This window comes from Stenotrophomonas sp. YJH_SMC_65 (genome assembly GCF_059369475.1).
On record NZ_JCAFSR010000002.1, the window covers coordinates 266,632 to 291,519 of the forward strand.

A 24,888-nucleotide genomic window follows, 5' to 3' on the forward strand; every position below is an offset into this window, starting at 1 on the left:
CCATTGAAGCGGCGGCCCCGGTCGGGCCGGAACGAGAGTTGATGAGCAGGCTGTTCAGAAGCGTCGAGGGCGGGGAGCTGTTCCCCAACGGAAGCGTGGTCTGTATCGGTGCATTCGACGGCCTCCACCTGGGCCATCGTGCGCTGGTCCGCCACGCGGTTGCCCGCGCGCGCGCCTTGGGCGTGGCCGCAGTGGCCGTGGCATTCGAGCCGCTGCCGCGTGAATTCTTCGCCCAGGGCACGCCGCCGCCGCGGCTGACCCTGGCGCGCAGCAAGGTCGAGATCCTGCGCGAGCTCGGCGTCGATGCGATCGGCCTGCTGCGTTTCGACGCGGCGATGGCGGCGATGCCGGCCGAGACCTTCGTGCGCCGGTTGCTGGTGCACCGGCTGGGCGCCCGCGAAGTGTGGATCGGGCCCGAGTTCTGCTTCGGCAACCGCCGCCGCGGTGATCTGGCACTGCTGCAGGAGATGGGCGCCGAACTCGGCTTCACCGCGGGCGAGATCGAAGCGGTGGACCTGCATGGCGAGCGCATCTCCAGCACCCGCATCCGCCAGCTGCTGCAGGAGGGCGATTTCGCCCGCGCCAACGACCTGCTCGGCCGCCCCTACGCGATCAGCGGGCGGGTGGTGCGCGGGCGCCAGCTCGGCCGTACGCTGGGCTTCCCCACCGCCAACCTGCGCTTCCCGAAGACCCCGGCACTGTCGGGCATCTACGCGACCTGGGTGCACGGCGTGTTCGACCAGCCCTGGCCTTCGGTGTCCAGCTTCGGTACGCGGCCGACGGTGGAGGGCGTGGAGCCGCTGCTGGAAGCCCACCTGTTCGATTTCCAGGGCGACCTGTACGGCCGCCACATCGACGTGGAGTTCGTCGCCAAGCTGCGCGACGAAGAGAAATTCAATGATCTGGCGGCGCTGACCGACCAGATGCACCGCGACGCCGAACAGGCGCGCGCCATCCTTTCCGAACATAGATTGCGAGCCACTGCGTGAGCCAGGACTACAAGACCACCCTGAACCTGCCAGCCACCGAATTCCCGATGCGCGGCGACCTGCCCAAGCGCGAGCCGGGCATTCTGGCGCGGTGGGAAGAGCAGGGGCTCTACCAGCAGCTGCGCGACAACGCCGCCGGCCGCCCGCTGTTCGTGCTGCATGACGGCCCGCCATACGCCAACGGCCGCATCCACCTGGGCCACGCGGTCAACAAGATCCTGAAGGACATCATCGTCAAGTCGCGCTACCTGGCCGGCTTCGATGCGCCCTACGTGCCGGGCTGGGACTGCCATGGCCTGCCGATCGAGATCGCGGTCGAGAAGAAGTGGGGCAAGGTCGGCACCAAGCTTGACGCCGTCGAATTCCGCCAGAAGTGCCGCGAGTTCGCCGAAGAGCAGATCAACATCCAGCGCGTGGACTTCAAGCGCCTGGGCGTGACCGGTGACTGGGACAACCCGTACAAGACCCTGAGCTTCGATTTCGAAGCCAACGAGATCCGCGCGCTGGCCAAGGTCGTGGCCAACGGCCACCTGGTCCGCGGCGCCAAGCCGGTGTACTGGTGCTTCGACTGTGGCTCGGCGCTGGCCGAGGCCGAGATCGAGTACCAGGAAAAGGAATCGCCGGCGATCGACGTCGCCTACGCTGCACGCGATGCGCAGGCCATCGGCCAGGCGTTCGGCGTGAGCGTGCCGGTCGACGTCGAAGTGGCCGTACCGATCTGGACCACCACGCCGTGGACGCTGCCGGCCTCGCTGGCGGTGTCGCTGGGCGCGGAGATCAACTATGTGCTGGCCGAAGGCCCGGCCCACAACGGCAAGCGCCGCTGGCTGGTGCTGGCCGCGGCCCTGGCCGAGCGCGCGCTGCAGCGCTATGGCGTGGACGAAGTGGTGCTGCATGGTGAAACCACCGGCGCTGCGCTGGAAAACCAGCTGCTGGCGCATCCGTTCTACCCGGAGCGCGAGATCCTGGTGCTCAATGGCGACCACGTCTCCGACGAGGACGGTACCGGTGCGGTGCACACCGCCCCCGGCCACGGCCAGGAAGACTTCGTGGTCAGCCAGAAGTACGGCCTGCTGGACAAGTACAACGCTGGCCAGGTCACTCCGATCGACGGCCGCGGCGTGTACCTGGAATCGACCCCGCCGGCCGGTGACGTGGTGCTGGCGGGCCAGCACCTGTGGAAGGCGCAGGAGGCCATCGTCGGCGTGCTGCGCGACAACGGTTCGCTGCTGGCGTTCCATCCGATCCGCCACAGCTACCCGCACTGCTGGCGCCACAAGACGCCGGTGGTGTTCCGCGCCACCCCGCAGTGGTTCATCTCGATGGACAAGGCCAACCTGCGCAACGATGCGCTGGCCGCCATCGACACCGTCGGCTGGTTCCCGACCTGGGGCAAGGCGCGCATCCAGAGCATGGTCGACGGTCGCCCGGACTGGACCATCTCGCGCCAGCGCACCTGGGGCGTGCCGATCGCACTGTTCACCCACCGCCAGACCGGCGAGATCCATCCGCGTTCGGTGGAGCTGATGCAGAAGGTCGCCGACCGCGTCGAAGCCGAGGGCATCGACGTGTGGTATTCGCTGGACGCCGCCGAACTGCTCGGTGCCGACGCGGCCGACTACGAGAAAGTCACCGACATCCTCGACGTCTGGTTCGATTCGGGCGTGACCCATGAAGGCGTTCTCGCCGCGCGTGGCTTCGGCAAGCCGGCCGACCTGTACCTGGAAGGGTCCGACCAGCACCGCGGCTGGTTCCAGTCCTCGCTGCTGACCGGCGTGGCGATCGACAAGCGCGCCCCGTACAAGCAGTGCCTGACCCACGGCTTCACCGTGGACGAGCACGGCCGCAAGATGTCCAAGTCGCTGGGCAACGGTATCGAGCCGCAGGACATCATGAACAAGCTGGGCGCGGACATCCTGCGCCTGTGGATCGCCTCGGCCGACTACAGCAACGAGATGTCGCTGTCGCAGGAGATCCTCAAGCGCAACGCCGACGCCTACCGCCGCCTGCGCAACACCGCGCGCTTCCTGCTCGGCAACCTGGACGGTTTCGACCCGGCGCTGCACCTGCAGCCGCTCGAGCAGATGGTCGCGCTGGACCGCTGGATCGTGCATCGCGCGTGGGAGCTGCAGGAGAAGATCAAGGCGGCCTACGACGGCTACAACATGGCCGAGATCGTGCAGCTGCTGCTGAACTTCTGCAGCGTGGACCTGGGCTCGCTGTACCTGGACGTGACCAAGGACCGGCTGTACACCATGCCGACCGATTCGCACGGTCGCCGTTCGGCCCAGAGCGCGATGTACCACATCGCCGAAGCGTTCACCCGCTGGGTGGCGCCGATCCTGACCTTCACCGCCGACGAGCTGTGGGGCTACCTGCCGGGCGAACGCGCCGGCCACGTGCTGTTCACCACCTGGTATGACGGCCTGGCGCCGTTGCCGGCCGATGCCCAGCTCAATGCCGCCGACTTCGACCAGCTGCTGGCCGTGCGCGAGCAGGTGGCCAAGGTGCTCGAGCCGATGCGCGCCAACGGTGCGATCGGTGCGGCGCTGGAAGCGGAGATCACCATCGCCGCCAGCGAAGAACAGGCCGCGCGCTGGCAGCCGCTGGCCGATGAACTGCGTTTCCTGTTCATCAGTGGCGACGTGCAGGTGCGCCCGGCGACCACCGACGAGGTGTTCGTCAGCGCCCAGCCGACCAACAAGGCCAAGTGCGTGCGCTGCTGGCACCACCGCGCCGACGTCGGCAGCAACGCCGACCATCCCGAGCTGTGCGGCCGTTGCGTGAGCAACGTGACCGGCGCCGGCGAAGTGCGGAGCTGGTTCTGATGGCCGCGCCCCGTCCGCATCCGAACGCCCTGGTCTGGCTGCTGCTGTCGGTGGCCATCATCTGCCTGGACCAGTGGTCCAAGGCCTGGGTGCTGTCCAGCCTGCCGGAGTTCCAGCCGGTGGTGGTCATCGACGGCTTCTGGAACTGGTACCGCACCTACAACACCGGCGCGGCATTCAGTTTCCTGAGCGACGCCGGTGGCTGGCAGAAGTACTTCTTCACCGCGCTGGCGATCGCCATCAGCGGGCTGATGGCCTGGTGGCTGCGCGGCACCGCCCGCGGCAACTGGAAGGCCGCGGTGCCGTATGCGCTGATCATCGGCGGCGCCATCGGCAACGTGATCGACCGCCAGGTGCACGGCCACGTGGTCGACTTCATCCAGTGGTACGTGGGCAGCTACACCTGGCCCTCGTTCAACATCGCCGACTCGGCCATCGTGGTGGGTGCCGTCGGCATCGCGCTGTTTGGCCTGTTCGACGGCAAGTCCGCCAAAAAGGCGGATAATGCCAACCCGAAACCGTAAGCCGGCTGCCGCCGGGAGACTGAACTGATGGATGTGCTGCTCGCCAACCCGCGTGGTTTCTGTGCCGGTGTCGATCGTGCGATCGAGATCGTCAAGCGCGCGATCGAAACGCTGGGCGCGCCCATCTATGTCCGCCATGAAGTGGTGCACAACCGCTTCGTGGTCGACGACCTGAAGCAGCGCGGCGCGATCTTCGTCGAAGAGCTCGACGAGGTTCCGGACAACAACACCGTGATCTTCAGCGCGCATGGCGTGTCCCAGGCCGTGCGCCAGGAAGCCGAGCGCCGTGGCCTGAAGGTGTTCGACGCCACCTGCCCGCTGGTGACCAAGGTCCACTTCGAGGTCGCCCGTCACTGCCGTGCCGGCCGTGACGTGGTGCTGATCGGCCACGCCGGTCACCCGGAAGTGGAGGGCACCATGGGCCAGTGGAACCGCGAAGCCGGGACCGGGCAGATCTACCTGGTCGAGGATGTCGAGCAGGTCGCGACGCTGCAGATCAACCAGCCGGAAAACTTCGCCTACACCACCCAGACCACGCTGTCGGTGGATGACACGCGCGGCATCATCGATGCGCTGCGCGAGCGGTTCCCTGCGATGCAGGGCCCGAAGAACGACGACATCTGCTACGCCACGCAGAACCGCCAGGATGCTGTGCGCGACCTGGCCAAGCGCTGCGACCTGGTGCTGGTGGTCGGTTCGCCGAACAGCTCCAACTCCAACCGTCTGAGCGAGCTGGCCCGCCGCGAAGGCGTGGAGTCGTATCTGATCGATGGTGCGCACGAGATCGACCCGGCATGGGTGGCAGGCAAGCAGCACATCGGCGTGACCGCCGGCGCCTCGGCGCCGCAGGTGCTGGTCGATGGCGTGCTGGCGCGCCTGGCCGAGCTGGGCGCCACCGGCGTGGGCGAGCTGGACGGCGAACCGGAATCGATGGTGTTCGCGCTGCCGAAGGAACTGCGCCTGCGCCTGGTCGACTGAGCGCGGAAGGACGTCTGCAGGGTACGGCCCGCCACTACCCGGTGTGGGTGCGAACCGAAACTGATCTGGTGGGTGCGAACCTTGGTTCGCACGCCTTTGGCATGGCCGGGTGGGCGCACCGCCCATGACCTTTGGCCATGGGGCCGGCCATCGCACAGGCCTAGCATCGGAGGATTCCCCGTTGTTGGAAACTGCCTGATGAAGACCCGAGCCCTGGCAATGTCGTTGCTGTTCGCGCTGGCGGCCACGCCTGCACTTGCGCAGACCTCGCCACCGGCCAACGCGGCAGCCCCAGGACTGCTGCGCATCGATGTGGACGCGCGCGATCTGGCCCGGCGCATCTTCAAGGTGACCGCCACCGTGCCGGCCAAGCCCGGCCCGATGACCCTGCTGTACCCGCAGTGGATTCCCGGCAACCATTCGCCCACCGGCCCGATCGACAAGCTGGCCGGCCTGCGCGTGACCGCCAACGGCAAGCCGCTGGCCTGGCAGCGCGATCAGTACAACGTCTATGCGTTCAAGGTGAACGTGCCCGAGGGCGCCAGCGAGATCGTCGCCCACTTCGATTTCCTGTCCTCGCAGGGCGGCAGCCAGGGCCGGGTGGTGATGACCCCGGAAATGCTCAACCTGCAGTGGAACGCCAACTCGCTGTATCCGGCCGGCATCGACGCGCGCCAGCTGCAGGCGCAGGCCAGCGTGACCCTGCCCAAGGGCTGGTCGTTCGCCACTGCATTGGAGACCGCGCGCCGCGACGGTGACACCGTGGTGTTCAAGCCGATCTCCTATGACCATCTGGTCGATTCGCCCTTGTTTGCCGGCGAGCACTACCAGCGCATCGATCTCGATCCGGGCGCGAAGGTGCCGGTGCACCTCAACGTGTTTGCCGACGACGCCAAATCGCTGAAGCCGAGCGAGGCGCAGATCACGATGCACCGCGCGCTGGTGCAGCAGGCCGACAAGCTCTACGGCGCGCGGCACTACAACCACTATGAGTTCCTGCTGGCATTGACGGACCGCCTCGGCGGCATCGGCCTGGAGCATCACCGTTCCAGTGAGAACAGCGCCGACCCGGGCTACTTCACCGAGTGGGACAACAACGCGTGGATGCGCGATCTGCTGCCGCACGAGTACACCCATTCCTGGAACGGCAAGTACCGTCGCGGCGCGGATCTCGCCACCGCCAACTTCAACACGCCGATGGGCGACAGCCTGCTGTGGGTCTACGAAGGCCAGACCCAGTTCTGGGGCCAGGTGCTGGCGGCGCGTTCAGGGCTGTGGTCGACCGCGCAGGCGCGCGACATGCTGGCCAACGTGGCCGCGACCTATGACCGTGGTCGCCCGGGCCTGGCCTGGCGGCCGCTGCAGGACACCACCAATGACCCGACCATCGCGCAGCGCCGCACGCTGCCTTACCGCAACTATCAGATGAGCGAGGACTACTACTCCGGCGGCCAGATGCTGTGGCTGGAAGTGGAGGGCAAGCTGCGCGAACTGAGCGGCAACCGGCGCAGCCTGGATGACTTCGCACGTGCGTTCTTCGGCGTCGGCAACGGCGACTGGGACGTCAACCCGTACACCTTCAACGACGTGGTCGCGACCTTGAACGGCATCGCGCCGTATGACTGGGCGACGTTCCTGCGCGGGCGCCTGGACGGCCACGGTTCGTTGACCGGCGGCCTGGAACTGGCGGGCTGGAAGCTGGTCTACCGCGATACGCCGAACGACGCCTACAAGGCACAGGAAAAACGCGCCAAGGCGGCGCTGCTGGCGTACTCGCTGGGTGCGACCGTGCTCGACAGCGGTGTGGTCGGCGACGTGATCTGGGACAGCCCGGCGTTCAATGCCGGCCTGGCGCCGGGCATGAAGGTGATTGCCGTTGGCGGGCGCGAGTACAGCAGCCAGCGCTTGAAGGATGCGGTAGCTGCGGCGGCGAAGGACAAGGCGCCGATCGTGCTGCTGGTGAAGCAGTTCGACCGCATCGAAACGATGAACATCGCCTACCACGGTGGCCTGCAGTACCCGGTGCTGGAGCGTATCGCCGGCAAGCCTGACCGCCTTGCGGACCTGTGGAAGGCACGATGAAACCGCGCGCCCGCGATGGCGTGATCCTGTTGATGGCGATCCTCGCCATCCTCGGTGCGTTCCTGCACGGCGACGGGCGCTGGCTGCATTGGCTGGCCAAGCCGACCACCACGCTGCTGATCGCTGGCATCGCCTGGCGCGTGCATGATCCAGCGCAGCCGTTCTACCGACGCGCGGTGCTGGCTGGCATGCTGCTGTCGTGCGTGGGGGATATCGCGCTGATGTTGCCGGTGGATGCGTTCGTGCCGGGGCTGGTCGCGTTCCTGCTGGCGCACCTCTGCTACATCGTCGCCTTCCGCGATGGCCTGCGTGCCGGGCGTGGCCTGCTCGCCGCCAGCGTCCTGCTCGGTGCGTTCGCTGTACTCAATGTACTTGGTCTGTGGCCGCACCTGCCCGCACCGATGCGCATTCCGGTGCTGGCATACGTGGTGGTGCTAGCCTCGATGGCGGTCCTGGCGCTCGCACGCCAGTGGCGGCGACCGCACACCGATGCAATGGATGCCAGCAGCTCCCGCTGGGCGGCCGCCGGTGCGCTGCTGTTCGTCGCCAGCGACTCGCTGCTGGCCTGGGACCGCTTCGCCGGCGGCCTGCCACTGGCCAGCCTGCTGGTGCTGTCCACCTACTACGGCGCGCAGTACGCCATCGCCCGCTCCGTGAAACAGCAAAAAGGGGACGGAGGGGATTAAGTCGCAGACGGCACCAAGGCACAAACGACTTAATCCCCTCCGTCCCCTTTTCGCGTTGACTATCGGAGGGTCGCGTTGCCGGAACGGCCTTGTGCGTCGAAAGAGAGTCGTGTGGACTGGCGATCACCGGCGACTTCGTCCGGCAGCCAGACCAGAGTGCCACCCTTGCGCACGATCACATAGACGTGGCCGACTTCACCGGGAGTGCCCATCAATGCGTTGCGCTGTGCCTGCAGTGCCTGGGCCACGCGCGGCACCGCCTCGAAATCGATGTTGGCCAGCGCCGTGCTGCTGCGGCGCAGGGTGATGGTGGGCGCGAAGCGCTGGGGATTGACCGGGTCGCCCTTGCGCCACTGGCCGCGTTCGAAGTGGTAGCTGTCCACGCGTGACGGCTGCTGCGGATCCACCAGGTCCAGATTGATCCGGCCATCGTCGTAGAAGTGGATGCTGTGGAATACCGTCAGCCGGTGCCCGGCCAGCGCAGGCATCTGTTCCAGTGCCTGGCGGGCGGCCAGCAGGTAGTCCGCATCGAACAACCGGTTGTTGCGTTCGGGCACCGGCGGCAACCGCGGCTCGGTCATCGGCGCGAGCGAAGCGGGCCTCTCGCGCGCTGGCGGCATGGCGATCGGCGCGCTTGCGCTGTTGGCCTGCACCGAATGGCCCAGTGTTTCGCCCAGCGTCTGCAGGGCTCCGCCAGCCACGGCGACGCCGGCCAGCACCAGCAACACCACGGAGAACACCAGCCGGGTCGAGGGCGGCTGCTTCATACACCCTCCAGGCGAACGTTGCGGCGATCTTCCGGGTCGTACAACAGCGTGACCCGCTCGCGCGGAAGATTGGCCAGCTCGATCAACGGGATGAAGCGGCGCACGCTCACCTGCTGCACGCCACCTTCGCGGTCGATGTATTCCAGCTGGAACTCCACCTGCGGCTGCTCGTTGAGATAGGTGCCGGTCTGGCGCAGCTTCAGCACCTTCGCATCCACGCCGATGCCGCGATACTTCAGCGCGTCACCGCGGGCGTCGGCCTGCAGCAGCCGGCCGAGCAGGCGCAGGCCCAGCGCGTAGCCGCACAACACCAGCGGGCACACCAGCAGCGGATGACCGAGCGACAGGAAGGTCCAGCCCAGTCCCTCACTCTGCAGCCGATAGGCGGCCACATAGGCACTGGCCACCGCCACGATGCCGATCGCTGCGCCGACACCACGACGCCAGAGGCTGGCGACATCCAATTCAGGCTGGGCACCCTCCAGCACCACGTTGGGGAACGCGCCCGGCATCCGGCTCAGGCGTACCTCGATACGCTTGCCGGCCACGAAACGCTGCAGCTGCGGCTTGCTGTCCACCACCAGCATCTGTTCGTTGATGGGCGTGCCGGACAGGTTCTGGAAGCCCAGTTGCAGCTTCCACTGCGCGAAGCCGCGCACGTGCACGCCGGTCGGCTCGGCCTGTTCGATCAACGCGTCGCGCGGCTCACCGCCGGCCAGGATGGTGCGCACCCGATGCAGCGCGCGCGGCGGGCCCAGCAGCAGGTAGTGCAGGAAGGCGAGCAGCAGGGCCAGCCACAGGATCACCGACAGCGCGAGCAGCAGCAGGGCCAGCCATGGCGCGCTGCGGTCGGCCAGTTGCACCGGCCACGACGTGCCGACATAGAGGATGCAGGGGAAGGGCAACGCGAAGAACAGCAGGAACGCGCCCCAGAACCAGAGATAGGCCTTCATGGGGTGGTGGGGAACCGATGGAACAGGGCGCGTAGGGTACTACGCTCAGCGGATCTGCAGGGTCAGCAGGAAGTAGCGGCCGAGCGGATCGTCGAGCCCCGGCATCTGGCCACCGTTGCCAACCAGATAGTTCACCGGTTGCGTGTCGAGCACGTTGTGCACGTCCAGCGCGGCGACCACGCGCGGCCCCAGGCGTCGTGCGAGATGCAGGTTCCAGCGCAGCTGCCGGGGGTTCATGCAGTGGTTCTGCTCGCGCTGTTCCTCCGGGCATTCCGCACCGGGCAGCCAGGCGCGCGTGCGCCCCACCTGGTTGCCGCGCAGGGCGATGTCCCAGTTGCTGTTCTGCCACTGCACGTTCAGCACGGCGGCCATCGTCGGCGTGACATGGCCGCGCAGGTCCACCGTTGCATCATGGCCACGTTCGCGGCGCAGTTCCTGCTGCTTCAGCGCATCGAGCGAGAACAGCCACTGGCCGGTGTTGCCGGTATCGATGTGGTACTCCCCGCGCAGTACAAAGTTGCGCGAGGTGGTGCGGCCGATGTTGTCGAAGGACAGGCGCAGGTTGCTCAGGTGGCCGTCCTCGTCCAGCTCCCAGGTGCCGGGGTTCCACACCGCGTCGGCCGGTTGCAGGGCCAGGATCTCGTTGCGCAGTTCGACGATGTTGTGGGTGAGTGACAGCGAGAACGTATCGGTCGGCGTCCAGGTCGCGGCCAGGGAATGGCTGCGCGACCGCTCGGCCTTCAACGCATCGTTCTCCACCACGTCCACGGTGACGCTGCAGCGCCCGTTGCCGCTGCTCTGCGCGCAGTCGGGCAAGGCGCTGGAGGCCGGCAGCTCGATCGCACCGAAGTAGCCCGGGGGACGCCGCTGTTCGAACAGGCTGGGCGCACGATAGCCGCGCCCGCTGGCAAGCAGGAAGGACCACTGGGGCGTGGGGCTCCAGCGCACGCCCACGCGGGGCGAAAAGGCCTGGTAGTCGCCGTCGCGGTCCCAGCGTGCGGCCAGGTCCATGCGCAGCGTGTGCGCCAGGGGCAGGCCGAGTTCGGCGTAGGCGCCGCCACTGCGGCGCGCCAGGTGGCGCTGCTCCTGCGGCAGGCCCAGCGCCAGGTCACCCTGGCTCAGCAGGGCGTCGGGATGCGAGGTCCAGCGCTCCTGGCGCAGGTCGATGCCGGTGGCCAGCTGTGCAGCACCGCCGGCCAATGGCATCAGCTCCCGCTGCATGCCCCACCAGCCCTGCCACTGCTCGGTGCGCCCGCGATTGCGGATCGACGGGAACAACTGCTCGGCCGCGCCCGCCGGCAACGAGGTGAAGCCGGGCAGGAAATCCAGTGTCTCGGCGACCCGCAGCAGGGGCTCGGCGCGCACGGTGCCCGACGTGGACAGGCTGACATCGCTGCGCTGTGCGCTGATGCCGGCATCCCAGCTGCGCCGGCCCTGGTCGCGGCCAATGCCGAAGGTGACGTCGGCGTCGGTGGCACGTACATGCGGACGCACGTTGCCGGCTTCGCGCAGCACGCTGTTGAAGGTGAACCCGTACAGGCCGATGGCAACGGCGGTTGGACCAAGGTCGAAGCGTTGCCGGTTGTGGCTGGCCCGCGCCTCGGCGTAGGCATAGCGACCTTCGCCGCGCTCATGTCGGTAGCGCAGGTAGGTCGAAGCGGTATCCGAGGCCGGTTGCAGCGAGCGTGGTCGGGCGCTGTCGAACCAGCAGGCACCATCGCGCCGCGTCAATGGGCCTTCGCAGCGTTCTGCCGGCCAGTAGCGTCCATCGCGGAACGCGCCGATCAGGTACTGCGAGGTTTCCGCATGCCATTGGCGGCGATCACCGGCCACGTGGTCGATGCGGTGCAGGTCGATGCCGGCGAACCAGCGGTCCCCTCCGTCGCGCACGCCGCCGGTGGCCGCCTGCACGCGATACTGGCCAGCGTCGCCGCGCCCGCTCAGGCCGGTCTGCAGCATGGCTTCCGGGCCGTCAGCCTGGTCGCGCAGGATGATGTTGACCACGCCAGACATCGCGTCGGCGCCATAGATGGCCGAGGCGCCGCCACGTACCAGCTCGATGCGTTCGACGAAGCTGAGCGGAATTCCCCCAAGATCGGTGAGCCCACCCTGTTCCAGCGACACCATGGGATAGCGTGGCAGGCGACGGCCATTGACCAGGAACAGGGTCGCACGCGGGCCCATGCCGTCCAGGCTGGTGGTGGTGGCCGCACCCACCGGCAGGTACTGCGAATCGCCACTGCGCGAGGTGCTCATCGCCGGGTGGCCGTTCATGCCCGGCAAGTGCCGCAGCAGGTCGAACAGGCTGCCGTAGCCGCTGCGCAGGATGTCATCGCGGTCGATGATGGTGACCGGCAGCGTGGTCTGCACGGAGGTGCGCGGCAGCCGGCTGCCGGTGACATGGATCGGCGCCAGTTCCACCTGCGGCGGCGCGTCGGCGGACTTGTGTGGCGAACCTGCTGCGGGCGTGGCGCGTGCCGCGACCGACGGTGGCGATGGCGGCGCGGGGCGGGTGCGGCGGACGACGAATCCGCCAGCAGGCGTACGCAGGATGTTCACCGGCATGCCCGCGACCAGTTCCTTCAGGGCCGCAGCCGCATCGCGGTGGCCATGGGTGCCGGCCGTGCGCAGGCCATCCAGCTCACGCGCATCGAACAGCAGGGCAATGCCGCTCTGTCGCGCCCACTGCTGCAGGGCCGGCGCCAGCGGGCCTGAACCAACATCGACCTCCAGGGTGCCCGCTTGCTCGGCCGCAGCGGCAGACGGCAGGGCGGGGATGCCCAACGCGAGGCAGAACAGGGTGCGGAGCAGCAGCCCCCCCTGCAGCGCGCCCGGTACTGCCATCACCGCAGGCCTCCTCAGTACGTGCGGCGCAGTTCCAGCGCGCCATCCGGTCGCGTCTGGCCAGCCACCGACCAGCCCAGTTCCAGTGCCGACAGCAGTTCCTGCGCGTCGCCGGCACGGAAGGTACCGCTTACCGCCAGGCTGGCGATCTCCGGATCGGCGATCACCAGCGGCGTGTGGCCGTAGCGGTTCATGCGTTCGACCACGATCGACAGCGGTGTGGCATCGAACACCAGCTGTCCCTGCAGCCAGCCTTCAGCGGCGGCATTGGACGACAGTGCCGGACCGGGCTGGATGCGGCCCGACGGCAGTACCTGCAGTTGCTGGCCGGGCGCCAGGGTGTGCTGGGTGCCCCCGCTGCTGACTTCCACCGCACCTTCCAGCAGTGCGACTTCGACCAGGCCATCATGCAGGCGTTCCACCTGAAAGGTGGTGCCGATGTCGCGGATGGTGCTGTCGCCGGCGCGCAGCTGCAGGGCCTTGCCCGACGGTGCGACCTGCAGCTGCAGGCGGCCACGTTCCAGCACCAGGTTGCGATGGCGCCAACCGAAACGGGCGTGCAGGGTGGTGCCCGCATCCAGCGTGGCCACGCTGCCATCGGCCAGCGTCTGCTGCCGGGGCTGGTGGGAATCGTTGGCATAGCGCAGCGGCGTGGGGTTGCCGTCGACGGCAATCATCCAGCCGATCCCGATGGCCAGGCAGACGCCTGCGGCGGCGGCCACTGCCGGCAGCCAGCGACGCGGCGCCGGCCGTGCCGCACGTGCCGCGGCGGTGCGCAGCCACGGGTCGGCGGCCAGTTCCTCGCCCTGCTGGAACAGGGTCTCGGCCTGGATCCAGGCAGTGACATGGGCCGGGTCCTCGGCCAACCAGTCCTCGAACGTCTCGCGCTCGCCCGGCGTACAGTCCGGAGCCTCCAGCCGCGCCACCCAGGCGCTGGCGCGTTCGAACAGCTGCGTATCTTCCCTGGGCCTGGCGTGACTCATCCGTTGTCCCTGTCGTTGTGCAGCGGATCCGTTCCGAGTTCCTGGCGCAGGCCCTGCAGGGCGCGGGCGATGTGTTTTTCCACGGTCTTGGCAGTAATTCCACAGTGCCGCGCGATCTGCGTGTAGCTCATGCCGGTGATCCGGTTGAGCAGGTACACCTCGCGCGCGCGCTCGGGCAGCTTGAACAGGGCCTGCCGCAGCAGGGACAGCATCTGCCCGGACTCGGCCTGGCGCAATGGATCGGGCGACGTGCTGGAAGGCTCGTTGCCGCCATCATGTTCGGCGAGGGACAGATGCGGCCGCGACTGCGACGAACGGCCGCGGTCTGCCAGGCGGTTGCGGGCGATACGATACAGCAGCAGCCGCAGCTCGTCGGCACTGTGCGCGCGATAGCGGATCAGCCGCTCCATGCAGTCCTGCGCGATGTCCTCGGCATCCTCCGGCCCGACACCGCGCGTGCGCAGGAACGCACACAACGGCGCGCGTTCCTCCCGCACGAACGCAATGAACGCGTCCGCCGGCGCGGACAGGTCCGGCGCGCGATGGATCAGAGGAGAGGGGGCGGACAGGGCTGGCCTCGGACGTCGGTGGCGGGTACGTCTTCGAGTTTTACGCGACGATGACCGGATGGGGAAGAGTGTGCGTGGCCCACGAATCCATTGTGAATGCGTTCATGTTTCGAGGGGCGCTGCACTGGGGGAGGGCGCACCGTCCGGACGTTGAACTTTCGACCCGTGCGTTGCGGGTGGAGAGAGAGAACACATGAAGCATTCGAAGTTGAGCCTGGCCCTGGCAGCGTTGCTGGGCATCACCGCCATGGCGGCGGTTGATGACGTCATGGCAATGAATTATCACGTGCAGGACGATCGCGTCTTCCTCAGCGGCGGCGTAACCGTTGCCGATGTGGTGGCGCTGCCCGCGCTGCTGGCCAAGGCGCAGGCCGAAGGACGCCCGATCCGCGAAGTCGTGCTGCGCACGTCCAACGGTGGCGCGCTGATCGCCGGCGAGTGGCTGCAGGCGGTGATCCGCACCCAGGGCCTGGACACGATCGTGTCCGGCCACTGCATTTCGTCCTGCTCGATCATGCAGTCCGGCGGCGTCAACCGTTATCTCGGCGGCGACCTGCCGCTGGTCGATTCGGTGCAGATCCATGCCGCCAGCAGTGGTGGCAGGATCACCTACGCACCGTCGCCGCGCATGACCCAGATCTACACCGGCAACTATGGCGGCGGCATGGATGCCGGCCTGCTGCACAAGGCCATGTATGAGGTGGTGCGGCCCAATGGCCTGCTGGTGTTCCGCGACCCGGCGCGCACCACGGGTACATCGGTCACCTTCGATCCGGATGGCAGCGGCAGCAAGCTGGAGTCGTTCCCGGGCCAGGACATCCGCGGCAACAACATCATCAACACGGCAGGCTATCGCGATCCGGGCGACACCCTGCATGTGACCAGCAACGTCAGCGGCGACATCAATCCGGGCTACCTGCGCACCGCGCGCCAGTTGCAGGCCTTCGTCGACGACGATTTCGCGCGCTGGAACACCGACTGGGCCAGCACCTACATCAACTACGCGGTGAGCCTGTACAACGTCTCCACGCGGGGGCCGAACGGCATCGGCACGCAGTCGCTGCAGCAGCTGCTTGCCGACCCCGACCTCCAGGATGAGCTGCGCGGCCAGTTGCGGCTGGCCGATCTGGATGCCTCCACCCTGGCAAGTTCGGCGGGCGTGATCCGTGTCAGCAATGGCGCCACCTGGCGCACCGCCGAAACCACCGGCGCCGATTTCATGCTGGTCGACAACGGCACCATCGCGCTGGAGGGCGGCGCGCTGCGCACCCCCGAGCTGCGGGTGATGCCGGGCAGCATCGTGGTTGGCCACGGTGATATCGCATCGGTCGGCACCGACAGCGATGCCTTGCTGGATGGCACCGGCCCGTCCTGGCGCGAAGACGGCTTCAACCGCCTGCGCGTGTTCGGCACGCTGATGCCGCGTGGCGGTGATCTGGTGACCCACGGCTACGTCAACATCATGCCCGGCGGGCAGGTGCTGTTCGATGTTACCGAGGCCGGTGGCACCGGCAGTGGCCGCCTGCGTGTCGGCAGCTTCTACGATGGCGGTGCCGAAGAGGGGGCGCTGGTGATCGCGCAGGGCGCACACCTGGCGTTGAACGTCGCCCAGGGCTTCTATGCCGGCACCTACCGCCGCGATCTGGTGGAAGGGCCGATCTACCAAGGCGGTTTCCAGGATGCCGTGCGACTGGGCGACACCGGCTACAGCGCCAGCATCACCGCGGGCGAAGTATTCCGCCCGCGCCACAATTCGCTGCTCAGCTTCAACGTCAACCAGACGACCGACGGGCTGTGGCTGACCGCCAACCCGGGCTTCGATCAGCTGGGCCTGTTTGCCAACGGCACCTCCGGCGATGGACTGGGGCGCGCGCTGGCAGCCGCATCGGATCGCCAGGACAGCGGCCTGAAGTCGCTGCTCGGCGCGCTGCAGTTCACCGACCGCGATGTGATCGCACAGCAGGCCGGCGCCCTGCGCGGTGATGCACATGCCAGCCTGCGCCTGGCCGACAATGCACTGCTGGGCAGCATCGGCAACGTGGTGCAGCAGCACCAGGCAGCGATGCGCAGTGGCGGCGATGCCGATGGCCTGGCCTCGCAGGCGGCGCAGTCGGTGTCGGCGCAGCCGGGCATGCGCCATGGCAGCCTGTTCAACCAGCTGGCCATGCATCTGGTCGAGCCGGCCGGCGAGGCTGCTGGCGACAGCCGCGCGGCGGGTGGCAGCCGTGGCCTGTGGGCGCGCGGTTTCGCCAGCCATGGCCGCATCGACGCCGACGGTGGCGTGGCCGGCCTGAGCCATAACATCGGCGGCATCGTGGTCGGTGCCGACACGCACGTGGCCGATGACCGCGTCACCCTCGGCGTCAGCGTGGCCGCCGCGGACATGTCGACCAAGGCCAGCGATGGCTCCGGTTTCAGTGGCGACGTGCGCGCGCTGGATGTGGGCGGCTACCTGGATGCGACCTATTCGCGTGGCTACCTGTCGGCGGCCGTGCGCTACACCGACCTGCGCCACGATACCCGCCGCAGCCTTTCGGCCATCGATGGCCTGCAACAGCCGCTGCGTGCCCGATACAGCAACGACGCGATCTCGGCGCGGGTGGAGCATGCGTTCTCCTTCACCACCGGCAAGGGACTGGTGATCCAGCCGCTGCTGCCGGTGGTGGATTACGCGCGGACCTCGGCCACCCGCTTCAACGAAGGGCAGGGCGCTGGTGCGCTGGCAGGACGCAGCGGCAGCCTGGAGAGCATCCGCGTGGGTGCCGGCCTGCAGCTGTTCAAGACCTTCGAGGGCAACAACGGCGAGCGCATCACCCCGCGTGCCCGCGTGGTCTGGCAGAAGGAGCTGGGCGACTCGCAGGCGCGCTATAGCACCGGTTTTGCTGCGGCCCCGGACCTGGTGTTTGGTGCCAGCAGCCAGGCCGTGGGCGAGCAGGTACTGGCCTGGAACGTGGGCGTGACCAGTCGCGCCAGCGAGCGCCTGTCGATCATGGCCGACTACGTGGGTGAGCGCCGCGACGGGCAGATCCAGAACGGCGTGATGCTGGGTCTGGGCTACCGGTTCTAAGCGGTACCCGGCCCCGGCGATATGCGTATCGCCGGGGCCATCCCATCAGGGCAGGTGCTGCGGTATGGTCGGCAGGGAACTCCAGCCAGGCCCCGTCATGCAGATCGCCGTTTTCAGTGCCCGCCCCTACGATCGTCGCTTCCTGGACGAGGCCAACCAGCGCGATGCGACCGGGCAGGGCTTTGCGTTCGTGTACTTCGATGCCGCGCTGGACGTGCATACCGCTGCGTTGGCACAGGACTGCGCCGCCGTCTGCGTGTTCGTCAATGACCGCCTCGACGCGCCGGTACTGCACGCGCTGCATGCACTGGGCGTACGCGCCGTACTGCTGCGCTGCGCCGGCTTCAACAATGTGGACCTGGCCGCCGCGAAAGCGCTGGACCTGTTCGTCGCACGGGTGCCGGCCTATTCCCCCGAAGCCGTGGCCGAGCACGCGCTGGCGCTGGTGATGACGCTCAACCGGCAGACCCATCGCGCCTACAACCGCGTGCGCGAGGGCAACTTCATGCTCGATGGCCTGCTCGGGCGCACCCTGCATGGGCGCACGGTCGGCATCGTCGGCACCGGCAAGATCGGCCTGGCCACCGCGCGCATCTTCAAGGGCATGGGCTGCACCGTGCTGGGGCACGACCCGTATCCATCGCCGGCCTTCGCCGGCGTGGGAGGCAGGGTTGGTCTGGATGAACTGCTGGCGCGGGCCGACATCGTCTCGCTGCATTGCCCGTTGACGCCCGATACCCAGCACCTGATCAATGACGCCTCGTTGGCGCGGATGAAGACCGGCGCGATGCTGGTCAACACGTCACGCGGCGCGCTTGTGGACACCCATGCGGTGATCCGCGCGCTGAAATCGCGGCGGCTGGGTCATCTGGCCATCGACGTCTACGAGCAGGAAAGCGCGCTGTTCTTCCAGGACCTTTCCGGCGAGATCATCGACGACGAGGCCTTCCAACGCCTGATGACCTTCCCCAACGTGCTGGTGACCGGCCACCAGGGCTTCTTCACCATGGAGGCGCTGCAGGAGATCTCGGCGATCACGCTGGAGAACCTGCGCGATTTCGCCGCGGGGCGCGCCTGCGTCAATGCGGTGGGTACTGGCTGATAATGCGGCCAGGTAGGCCACCGACGATGCCTGCAGAGGGAGTAATACATCCATGACCCAGACGACGTTCAGGGCCATCATGAAGTGGATCAATCTGGCGGTCGCGCTGCTGATCATCCTGCTGGCGACGCGTTACCTGTGGAGCCGGGCCACCAGCGGACAGCTGGGCGGCATGCACGACGTCGCCCTGGTCGGGCTTTCGTTGTTCTGCGTGTTTTTCGGGGTGCTGACCGTGCAGTCGATCCGCCGCGCCAGGGGCAGGCAGGGGGAGCGCCAGCAGGCTGACCTCGATTGACCTGCTGATCGCCACCCCCTACAATTCCCTGCTAGGCCGGAATAGCTCAGTTGGTAGAGCGGCGCATTCGTAATGCGTAGGTCGCAGGTTCGACTCCTGTTTCCGGCACCAGTTGTAGAAAAGCCCCGGCCTTTGGTCGGGGCTTTTTGTTTGGGCTGTGCTGGCGCCGGCCCAGGGCCCGCGCCAGCGTCCGATGGAACCGCGGGCATGTACCTGCTTGGTCGGGGTTAACATTGCCAAGGTGTATTGCTTGCGGCGCTGGACCGGGCAACACAGTTTCAATAAACGGCGGATCTCATGAAGAAGATCGTGCTGAGTCTGATTGCGTGCGTCGTTCTTGCCGGCTGTGCAACCCGCCAGATCAGCTCCGAACAGGCGCAACCGGTGCCCGCCGAGCGGGTTTTCGCCTTCAATGGGATCGGTGACACTGCTTCCGGACAGGTAATTGTTACGCGCGACGTTGGCGCGGTTGGTGGGGCGTGCCCGATTGCACTGTATATCGACGGCACCCTGGCAGCCCATCTGCAGCGGGGAGAGTCTGTCTCGCTGCCTGTTCCCGCCGGGAATCGCATTGTCAGCGCAAGTTTCGCAGGCAAAGGTCTCTGTTCGTGGGGGGATGAATCGGCGCATAGGCGAGAGATTTCCCAAATGGTCACGGCGGGTGGCAGAACCAAGATCCGTCTCGCGTTGGCCCATGATGGCGTGATTCAGATCGGTCCGACCGCGTTCTAGGCGCGCTCCACGTAAGGCGAGCAGGTCCATCAACAGAACGCCCCGGCCCTCGCGGGGGCTTTCTGTTTCTGCCCAAGGAACAGGGTTGGTCGGCAACGTCACCGATCGAAACGCGCCTTCATTTGCGTCCAGCGACCACCGCATCCTGTGCCAGCCACCACGCCAGCTGCCGGAGATAGCCACCCGCTGCTCCCGCCGATGCACCGATCAGCAGGCGTGCGAGCACTCTGATTCCGCGCCCGGCCCGCTCCCGCACCCAAGGCAGGACCGCCACCACCTGCGCACCCAGCAGCAGCATCAGCACGTCCAGCCCCAGCGCATCCACCACCGGCAACAACGGCAGCAGATCCGGATTGCAGGCGAGCACGATCACCAGCGCGGCACCCAGCACGGCCATCAGGCGGCGCCCGGCGGGCAGGGTGGTCCAGTGCAGCAGTCGGTTGATCAGGTGCATGGCATTCCTTGTGTCATGTGCCGGAATCCTCATCAGGCTTGATCGGCCGCACCGGCTGCCGCAGCACGGTTTTCAACCGCGCCGCGTCGGTCCTGCGCGGGTCGCTCAGGTAGATCTCATGATGGGGGCCGGCGAAGGTGTAACCCAGTGCGGGCATCACTTCCTCATGCAGATGCGCCAGGACGGGGCCTTCGTCGTCGTAGGCGCCCACGTGCAAGGTCTGCAGGCTGGGGCCCTCGGCAAGGATTTCATGGCGGAGGCTGGGCGGCGCATCCCCCAGCTTCGTGCGCGCCTTGCTGATCGCGGCCTGCCACTGCGTAGGGCCGATGCCCTCGGGCGTGCGGATCATTACGGTCCAGGCCCACTCATCCTTGCGTCGCGCGATGAAGCTGGCCGGGTCCTCGGCGCTCCACAGCGCCTCCAGCGGTGGCACCACGTAGTCGCGCCCTTCGGCCTTCAGCGCGAACTTCAATGCATAGCTCACCGAATACAGCCACTGCACGGCCTGCAGGTAGGCGGGGGCCGTGTTCGGGTCGCCGCGACCATCGACCATCACGTAGGGCAGGGGCGGCACATCGACCGGTACGAACCTGCCGGCGGGCGGTTGATAGAGCGCCCGGTCGCGCTTCTTGAAGTCGATCTTGTCCATCGGGGGCTTCCTCCTGTGCAGAGCATCCCACGCCAGGCACCCGCCAGTACGCTGAACCGGTTCAGGTGACTTTGCCGAACGAGGGCGAATGGCCCCACGAGCGCGCGGGGCCGGCACGCAGTCCTGGGTCATGGGCCCGTCACACCCGTGCGGTGCGACAACGTGTCGCAGCCAGAATCGGGCCTTTCCTGCGCTCGATCAATGTCAATGCCTTTCTTAAATGGTGGGTGACGGCCTAAAATTGAAAGGCTGACTCGACCCCACCTCCCTGCCTGTCTTCCGGACCGGTGGGACCGGCTTTTGGCCGGAACAGGCAGGGACGGGGAACGGCATTCCCTCGCAATTGGATCGACCGATGATTCCGTTGAAAACCCTTGGGCGCTGGTTGCGCCCGGGCCTGCTGCTGTCGTTGCTGGTGATGCTCACCGGTTGCGATGCGGTGGCCATCCTCAGTCCGAAGGGCCAGATCGGCCAGGATGAGAAGACCCTGCTGATCACGGCCACCGTGCTCATGCTGCTGGTCGTCATCCCGGTCATCATCATGACCCTGACGTTCGCGTGGAAGTATCGCGCCTCCAACACCAAGGCCCGTTACGAGCCGAAGTGGTCCCACTCGACGGCGATCGAGGTGGTGGTGTGGTCCATTCCCTGCATGATCGTGCTGGTGCTGGCGGTCCTGACCTGGCGTTCGTCGCACGCACTGGACCCGTATCGTCCGCTGGATTCGGACGTCAAGCCGGTCACCATCGAGGCGATCTCGCTGGACTGGAAGTGGCTGTTCATCTATCCGGAAGAGAAGGTGGCGGTCGTCAACGAAATCAAGTTCCCGGTCAACACGCCGCTGAACTTCAAGATCACGTCCGATTCGGTGATGAATGCGTTCTTCATCCCGCACCTGGGCAGCATGATCTACTCGATGGCTGCGATGGAGACCAAGCTCCACCTGATCGCCAACGAGACCGGCGAATTCCCGGGCATGTCCTCGCACTACAGCGGCGCGGGCTTCGCCAAGATGCACTTCACCGCCTACTCGGTCACCGATGCCGAATACCGCCAGTGGCTGGAGCAGGTCCGCGCCGGTGAGCAGACCCTGGACAAGGCCTCGTTCAAGGCGCTGGGTGAAGCACGCAACGCCGAGTGGTATCCGGTCACCTACTTCGGCAAGACCGAAGAAGGCCTGTTCGACTGGGTTATCGCCAAGCACATGGGCGACAACAAGCATTACGGCATGAAGCACTCGCATGCTGGTGCCGCCGCTGCCGATGCCGCCACCCATGAAGCGCACGAGGGCCATGCCCCCAGTGACGCGCATGATTCCAAGGAATCGGGTGAAAACCTGGATGCCAACGAACACGAACACGCAGGCCATGCCGGCCACGCGGGTTCGGGAGAATGAACATGTTGGGAAAACTCTCTCTTGAGTCGATCCCCCACGATCCGATCGTCCTGACGACGTTGATCGGCGCGGTTCTTGGTGGCCTGGGCGTCGTCGCCCTGATCACCAAGTTCAAGCTGTGGGGCTATCTGTGGAAGGAGTGGTTCACCTCGGTGGATCACAAGAAGATCGGCGTGATGTACCTCATCGTCGCCTTCGTCATGCTGCTGCGCGGTTTCTCCGACGCCATCATGATGCGTACCCAGCAGGCCATCGCCGTCGGTGGCTCCGAGGGCTACCTGCCGCCGCACCACTACGACCAGATCTTCACCGCCCACGGCGTGATCATGATCTTCTTCGTGGCGATGCCGCTGATCACCGGCCTGATGAACCTGGCCGTGCCGCTGCAGATCGGTGCGCGCGACGTCGCGTTCCCGTTCGTCAACTCGCTCAGCTTCTGGCTGTTCGTGTCCGGTGCGGTGCTGATCATGCTGTCGCTGTGGATCGGTGAGTTCGCTGCCACCGGCTGGCTGGCATTCCCGCCACTGTCGGGCATCGAATACAGTCCAAGCGTCGGCATGGACTACTACATCTGGGGTCTACAGGTCGCAGGCCTGGGTACCACGCTGAGCGGTATCAACTTCTTCATCACCATCCTGAAGATGCGTACCCCCAGCATGAAGCTGATGCAGATGCCGGTGTTCACCTGGACCGCCCTGGTGACCAACGTGCTGATCGTCGCTGCGTTCCCGGTGCTGACCATCACCCTGGTGCTGCTGACCCTGGACCGTTACCTGGGTACGCACTTCTTCACCAATGACGGTGGCGGCAACGCCATGCTGTACATCAACCTGATCTGGATCTGGGGTCACCCGGAGGTGTACATCCTGGTCCTGCCGGCGTTCGGTGTGTTCTCCGAAGTCATCGCGACCTTCTCGCGCAAGGCGCTGTTCGGCTACAAGGGCATGGTCTACGCCACCGCCTGCATCGGCGTGCTGTCGTTCATCGTGTGGCTGCACCACTTCTTCACCATGGGCTCCGGTGCCAACGTCAATGCCTTCTTCGGCATCACGACGATGATCATCTCGATCCCGACCGGCGTGAAGATCTTCAACTGGCTGTTCACCATGTTCCGCGGCCGCGTGCACTTCACCACCCCGGTGCTGTGGACCATCGGCTTCATGGTCACCTTCGTCATCGGCGGCATGACCGGCGTGATGCTGGCGATCCCGGCCATCGACTTCGTGCTGCACAACAGCCTGTTCCTGATCGCCCACTTCCACAACGTCATCATCGGCGGCGTGGTGTTCGGCATGTTCGCCGGCATCACCTACTGGTGGCCGAAGATGTTCGGCTTCCGCCTCAATGAGTTCTGGGGCAAGTGCGCGTTCTGGTGCTGGTTCATCGGCTTCTACGTGACCTTCATGCCGATGTACGTGCTGGGCTTCATGGGCATGACCCGTCGCCTGCAGAGCACGGTCAACCCGGCCTATGAGCCGCTGCTGCTGATCGCCGCCGCAGGTGCCTTCATCGTTGGCGCCGGCATCCTGTGCCAGATCATCCAGGTGGCCGTCTCGATCCGCGACCGCAAGAAGACCGTCGACCTGACCGGCGACCCGTGGGATGCCCGTACGCTGGAGTGGGAAACCTCTTCGCCGCCGGCCTTCTACAACTTCGGCACGCTGCCGGAAGTCACCGAGCTGGACGATTTCTGGGAGCGCAAGCAGCGCGGTGAAGCCTGGCCGAAGCCGGCCAAGTACACCGACATCCACATGCCGCGCAACACCGGCACGGGCGTTGTCATCGGTGCCTTCAGCCTGGTGTTCGGCTTCGCGATGATCTGGCACATCTGGTGGCTGGCCATCGTCGGCTTCGTCGGCATGATCGCCACGTTCATCTACCGCACCTTCGACCAGGACGTGGACTACTGGGTCCCGGCCGCCGAGGTGGAACGCATCGAGAACGAACACCGCAAGCACCTGGAAGCCCAGGGCCTGGTGAAGTCGGAGCTGAAGGCATGAGCACCAATACCTCGACCCTGAGCCACGGGCACGCCGCGCACGCGGCGGCCCATGGCCATGACGACCACGAGCACCACGACACCGGCGGCAACACCGTCTTCGGTTTCTGGGTGTACCTGATGAGCGACTGCCTCATCTTCGCCTCGCTGTTCGCCACCTACGTGGTGCTGGCAGGCGGTACCGATGGTGGCCCGACCGCGAAGGAGCTGTTCGAACTGCCGTTCGTGGCGTGGGAAACCGCGCTGCTGCTGACCTCGTCGCTGACCTTCGGCCTGGGCATGATCGCCATGCACCGCAAGCAGGTTGGCCAGATGTTCCTGTGGCTGGCGGTTACCTGGCTGCTGGGCTTCGGCTTCATGTGCATGGAAGTCTATGAGTTCCAGCACCTGATCCATCAGGGCTACGGTCCGGACCGCAGTGCCTTCCTGTCGGCGTTCTTCGCCCTGGTCGGCACCCACGGCCTGCACGTCAGCGCCGGCCTGCTGTGGCTGCTGGTGATGTTCGTGCAGCTGAAGAAGTACGGCCTGACCCCGACCAACAAGACCCGCATGGCGTGCCTGAGCCTGTTCTGGCACTTCCTGGACCTGATCTGGATCGGCGTGTTCTCCGTCGTCTACCTCAATGGAGCGCTGTAATGGCACATGACAACCACGCACACGACCACGGCACCGGCGGCGAAAGCCACGGCAGCGTGAAGTCGTACCTGATCGGCTTCGTGCTGGCGGTGGTGCTGACCGTCATCCCGTTCTGGATGGTGATGTCGGGTGATTTCTCGCGCACCGTCAACGGTGTGGTGATCGCGGTCACCGCGGTGCTGCAGATGCTGGTCCACCTGGTGTTCTTCCTGCATCTGGACCGCTCTTCGGAAAGCCGCTGGAACGTCAACGCTGCGGCCTTCACCGTTGTGGTGATCGGCATCATCGTGATCGGCACCCTGTGGGTCATGCACAACATGAACGTGCACATGATGCACTGACGTCCTCGCGACGT

Annotated in this window: 21 protein-coding genes and 1 tRNA gene; 15 read left to right on the forward strand and 7 right to left on the reverse strand. The window is 66.6% G+C overall.

Annotated features, from left to right (window positions below; translation table 11 throughout):
- Nucleotides 1-41: 41 nt before the first annotated feature.
- From AC5P7A_RS04280 to AC5P7A_RS04305, 6 genes are all read left to right on the forward strand, one after another.
- The gene (locus AC5P7A_RS04280) at nt 42-989 is read left to right on the forward strand and encodes a bifunctional riboflavin kinase/FAD synthetase (protein WP_014646375.1); all 948 of its coding nucleotides are present in this window, start codon (nt 42-44) and stop codon (nt 987-989) included.
- Nucleotides 986-3,817 (forward strand): isoleucine--tRNA ligase, encoded by a 2,832-nt coding sequence (gene ileS / locus AC5P7A_RS04285; protein WP_495219914.1) that lies wholly within the window; start codon nt 986-988, stop codon nt 3,815-3,817. Before AC5P7A_RS04280 ends, ileS begins: the two co-directional genes overlap by 4 nt.
- A complete protein-coding gene (gene lspA / locus AC5P7A_RS04290) occupies nt 3,817-4,341 on the forward strand; it encodes a signal peptidase II (RefSeq protein WP_495219915.1) in 525 nt (174 codons plus the stop codon). Before ileS ends, lspA begins: the two co-directional genes overlap by 1 nt.
- A gap of 27 nt (nt 4,342-4,368) precedes the next feature.
- The gene (gene ispH, locus AC5P7A_RS04295) at nt 4,369-5,319 is read left to right on the forward strand and encodes a 4-hydroxy-3-methylbut-2-enyl diphosphate reductase (RefSeq protein WP_005408565.1); all 951 of its coding nucleotides are present in this window, start codon (nt 4,369-4,371) and stop codon (nt 5,317-5,319) included.
- A 198-nt stretch (nt 5,320-5,517) separates the two neighbouring features.
- Nucleotides 5,518-7,401 (forward strand): M61 family metallopeptidase, encoded by a 1,884-nt coding sequence (locus tag AC5P7A_RS04300; RefSeq protein ID WP_014646379.1) that lies wholly within the window; start codon nt 5,518-5,520, stop codon nt 7,399-7,401.
- Complete coding sequence (locus tag AC5P7A_RS04305; protein WP_169410923.1) at nt 7,398-8,087, forward strand: lysoplasmalogenase family protein; 690 nt, start codon at nt 7,398-7,400, stop codon at nt 8,085-8,087. The genes AC5P7A_RS04300 and AC5P7A_RS04305 overlap by 4 nt, the downstream gene beginning before the upstream one ends.
- Before the next feature lie 59 nt (nt 8,088-8,146).
- On the opposite strand, the gene AC5P7A_RS04310 is transcribed toward AC5P7A_RS04305, so the two are convergent.
- From AC5P7A_RS04310 to AC5P7A_RS04330, 5 genes are read right to left on the reverse strand one after another with little or no spacing between them, the layout of a single operon-like run.
- Nucleotides 8,147-8,854 (reverse strand): hypothetical protein, encoded by a 708-nt coding sequence (locus AC5P7A_RS04310; protein ID WP_197621418.1) that lies wholly within the window; start codon nt 8,852-8,854, stop codon nt 8,147-8,149.
- Nucleotides 8,851-9,807, reverse strand: coding sequence for a hypothetical protein (locus AC5P7A_RS04315; protein ID WP_111206922.1), 957 nt, complete (start codon nt 9,805-9,807; stop codon nt 8,851-8,853). The genes AC5P7A_RS04310 and AC5P7A_RS04315 overlap by 4 nt, the downstream gene beginning before the upstream one ends.
- Before the next feature lie 45 nt (nt 9,808-9,852).
- Nucleotides 9,853-12,651 carry a TonB-dependent receptor plug domain-containing protein gene (locus AC5P7A_RS04320; protein WP_495219916.1) on the reverse strand — a complete coding sequence of 933 codons (2,799 nt, stop codon included), beginning with the start codon at nt 12,649-12,651 and terminating at the stop codon, nt 9,853-9,855.
- A 14-nt stretch (nt 12,652-12,665) separates the two neighbouring features.
- Nucleotides 12,666-13,634: a FecR family protein gene (locus AC5P7A_RS04325; RefSeq protein WP_049441225.1), complete on the reverse strand. Its 969-nt coding sequence runs from the start codon at nt 13,632-13,634 to the stop codon at nt 12,666-12,668.
- The gene (locus AC5P7A_RS04330; protein WP_075076110.1) at nt 13,631-14,164 is read right to left on the reverse strand and encodes an RNA polymerase sigma factor; all 534 of its coding nucleotides are present in this window, start codon (nt 14,162-14,164) and stop codon (nt 13,631-13,633) included. The genes AC5P7A_RS04325 and AC5P7A_RS04330 overlap by 4 nt, the downstream gene beginning before the upstream one ends.
- A 232-nt stretch (nt 14,165-14,396) precedes the next feature.
- Between AC5P7A_RS04330 and AC5P7A_RS04335 the strand changes: the two genes are divergently transcribed.
- From AC5P7A_RS04335 to AC5P7A_RS04355, 5 genes are all read left to right on the forward strand, one after another.
- Nucleotides 14,397-17,270, forward strand: a complete 2,874-nt coding sequence (locus AC5P7A_RS04335; protein ID WP_049441228.1) for an autotransporter domain-containing protein — start codon at nt 14,397-14,399, stop codon at nt 17,268-17,270.
- A 97-nt stretch (nt 17,271-17,367) separates the two neighbouring features.
- The gene (locus AC5P7A_RS04340; protein WP_111206921.1) at nt 17,368-18,372 is read left to right on the forward strand and encodes a 2-hydroxyacid dehydrogenase; all 1,005 of its coding nucleotides are present in this window, start codon (nt 17,368-17,370) and stop codon (nt 18,370-18,372) included.
- Between the two features lie 52 nt (nt 18,373-18,424).
- Nucleotides 18,425-18,667: a hypothetical protein gene (locus AC5P7A_RS04345; protein ID WP_069117429.1), complete on the forward strand. Its 243-nt coding sequence runs from the start codon at nt 18,425-18,427 to the stop codon at nt 18,665-18,667.
- Nucleotides 18,668-18,702: 35 nt separating this feature from the next.
- A tRNA-Thr gene (locus tag AC5P7A_RS04350) sits at nt 18,703-18,778 on the forward strand.
- A 186-nt stretch (nt 18,779-18,964) separates the two neighbouring features.
- Complete coding sequence (locus tag AC5P7A_RS04355) at nt 18,965-19,399, forward strand: putative periplasmic lipoprotein (RefSeq protein WP_111205799.1); 435 nt, start codon at nt 18,965-18,967, stop codon at nt 19,397-19,399.
- Between the two features lie 118 nt (nt 19,400-19,517).
- Here the strand turns inward: AC5P7A_RS04355 and AC5P7A_RS04360 are convergent, their stop codons facing one another.
- Nucleotides 19,518-19,853 (reverse strand): hypothetical protein, encoded by a 336-nt coding sequence (locus AC5P7A_RS04360; RefSeq protein ID WP_111205798.1) that lies wholly within the window; start codon nt 19,851-19,853, stop codon nt 19,518-19,520.
- Nucleotides 19,854-19,866: 13 nt separating this feature from the next.
- A complete protein-coding gene (locus tag AC5P7A_RS04365; RefSeq protein WP_495219917.1) occupies nt 19,867-20,502 on the reverse strand; it encodes a GyrI-like domain-containing protein in 636 nt (211 codons plus the stop codon).
- 355 nt (nt 20,503-20,857) lie between these two features.
- Here AC5P7A_RS04365 and cyoA point away from each other — a divergent pair, with 355 nt between their 5' ends.
- The 4 genes from cyoA to cyoD are packed head-to-tail and all read left to right on the forward strand — an operon-like array spanning nt 20,858 to nt 24,874.
- A complete protein-coding gene (cyoA, locus tag AC5P7A_RS04370) occupies nt 20,858-21,898 on the forward strand; it encodes a ubiquinol oxidase subunit II (RefSeq protein ID WP_495219918.1) in 1,041 nt (346 codons plus the stop codon).
- Nucleotides 21,899-21,900: 2 nt separating this feature from the next.
- Nucleotides 21,901-23,898, forward strand: coding sequence for a cytochrome o ubiquinol oxidase subunit I (cyoB, locus tag AC5P7A_RS04375; protein ID WP_032956371.1), 1,998 nt, complete (start codon nt 21,901-21,903; stop codon nt 23,896-23,898).
- The gene (gene cyoC / locus AC5P7A_RS04380; RefSeq protein WP_111205797.1) at nt 23,895-24,533 is read left to right on the forward strand and encodes a cytochrome o ubiquinol oxidase subunit III; all 639 of its coding nucleotides are present in this window, start codon (nt 23,895-23,897) and stop codon (nt 24,531-24,533) included. Before cyoB ends, cyoC begins: the two co-directional genes overlap by 4 nt.
- Nucleotides 24,533-24,874, forward strand: a complete 342-nt coding sequence (gene cyoD, locus AC5P7A_RS04385) for a cytochrome o ubiquinol oxidase subunit IV (RefSeq protein ID WP_005415725.1) — start codon at nt 24,533-24,535, stop codon at nt 24,872-24,874. The genes cyoC and cyoD overlap by 1 nt, the downstream gene beginning before the upstream one ends.
- Nucleotides 24,875-24,888: the final 14 nt, after the last annotated feature.

What these genes read in the sequence shown, in the direction of transcription:
- AC5P7A_RS04280 (WP_014646375.1), top strand. Translation starts at nt 42, where the DNA reads ATGAGCAGGCTGTTCAGAAGCGTCGAGGGCGGGGAGCTGTTCCCCAAC.
- lspA (WP_495219915.1), top strand. Translation starts at nt 3,817, where the DNA reads ATGGCCGCGCCCCGTCCGCATCCGAACGCCCTGGTCTGGCTGCTGCTG.
- ispH (WP_005408565.1), top strand. Translation starts at nt 4,369, where the DNA reads ATGGATGTGCTGCTCGCCAACCCGCGTGGTTTCTGTGCCGGTGTCGAT.
- AC5P7A_RS04300 (WP_014646379.1), top strand. Translation starts at nt 5,518, where the DNA reads ATGAAGACCCGAGCCCTGGCAATGTCGTTGCTGTTCGCGCTGGCGGCC.
- AC5P7A_RS04305 (WP_169410923.1), top strand. Translation starts at nt 7,398, where the DNA reads ATGAAACCGCGCGCCCGCGATGGCGTGATCCTGTTGATGGCGATCCTC.
- AC5P7A_RS04310 (WP_197621418.1), bottom strand. Translation starts at nt 8,854, where the DNA reads ATGAAGCAGCCGCCCTCGACCCGGCTGGTGTTCTCCGTGGTGTTGCTG.
- AC5P7A_RS04315 (WP_111206922.1), bottom strand. Translation starts at nt 9,807, where the DNA reads ATGAAGGCCTATCTCTGGTTCTGGGGCGCGTTCCTGCTGTTCTTCGCG.
- AC5P7A_RS04320 (WP_495219916.1), bottom strand. Translation starts at nt 12,651, where the DNA reads ATGGCAGTACCGGGCGCGCTGCAGGGGGGGCTGCTGCTCCGCACCCTG.
- AC5P7A_RS04325 (WP_049441225.1), bottom strand. Translation starts at nt 13,634, where the DNA reads ATGAGTCACGCCAGGCCCAGGGAAGATACGCAGCTGTTCGAACGCGCC.
- AC5P7A_RS04335 (WP_049441228.1), top strand. Translation starts at nt 14,397, where the DNA reads ATGAAGCATTCGAAGTTGAGCCTGGCCCTGGCAGCGTTGCTGGGCATC.
- AC5P7A_RS04340 (WP_111206921.1), top strand. Translation starts at nt 17,368, where the DNA reads ATGCAGATCGCCGTTTTCAGTGCCCGCCCCTACGATCGTCGCTTCCTG.
- AC5P7A_RS04345 (WP_069117429.1), top strand. Translation starts at nt 18,425, where the DNA reads ATGACCCAGACGACGTTCAGGGCCATCATGAAGTGGATCAATCTGGCG.
- AC5P7A_RS04355 (WP_111205799.1), top strand. Translation starts at nt 18,965, where the DNA reads ATGAAGAAGATCGTGCTGAGTCTGATTGCGTGCGTCGTTCTTGCCGGC.
- AC5P7A_RS04360 (WP_111205798.1), bottom strand. Translation starts at nt 19,853, where the DNA reads ATGCACCTGATCAACCGACTGCTGCACTGGACCACCCTGCCCGCCGGG.
- AC5P7A_RS04365 (WP_495219917.1), bottom strand. Translation starts at nt 20,502, where the DNA reads ATGGACAAGATCGACTTCAAGAAGCGCGACCGGGCGCTCTATCAACCG.
- cyoA (WP_495219918.1), top strand. Translation starts at nt 20,858, where the DNA reads ATGATTCCGTTGAAAACCCTTGGGCGCTGGTTGCGCCCGGGCCTGCTG.
- cyoB (WP_032956371.1), top strand. Translation starts at nt 21,901, where the DNA reads ATGTTGGGAAAACTCTCTCTTGAGTCGATCCCCCACGATCCGATCGTC.
- cyoC (WP_111205797.1), top strand. Translation starts at nt 23,895, where the DNA reads ATGAGCACCAATACCTCGACCCTGAGCCACGGGCACGCCGCGCACGCG.
- cyoD (WP_005415725.1), top strand. Translation starts at nt 24,533, where the DNA reads ATGGCACATGACAACCACGCACACGACCACGGCACCGGCGGCGAAAGC.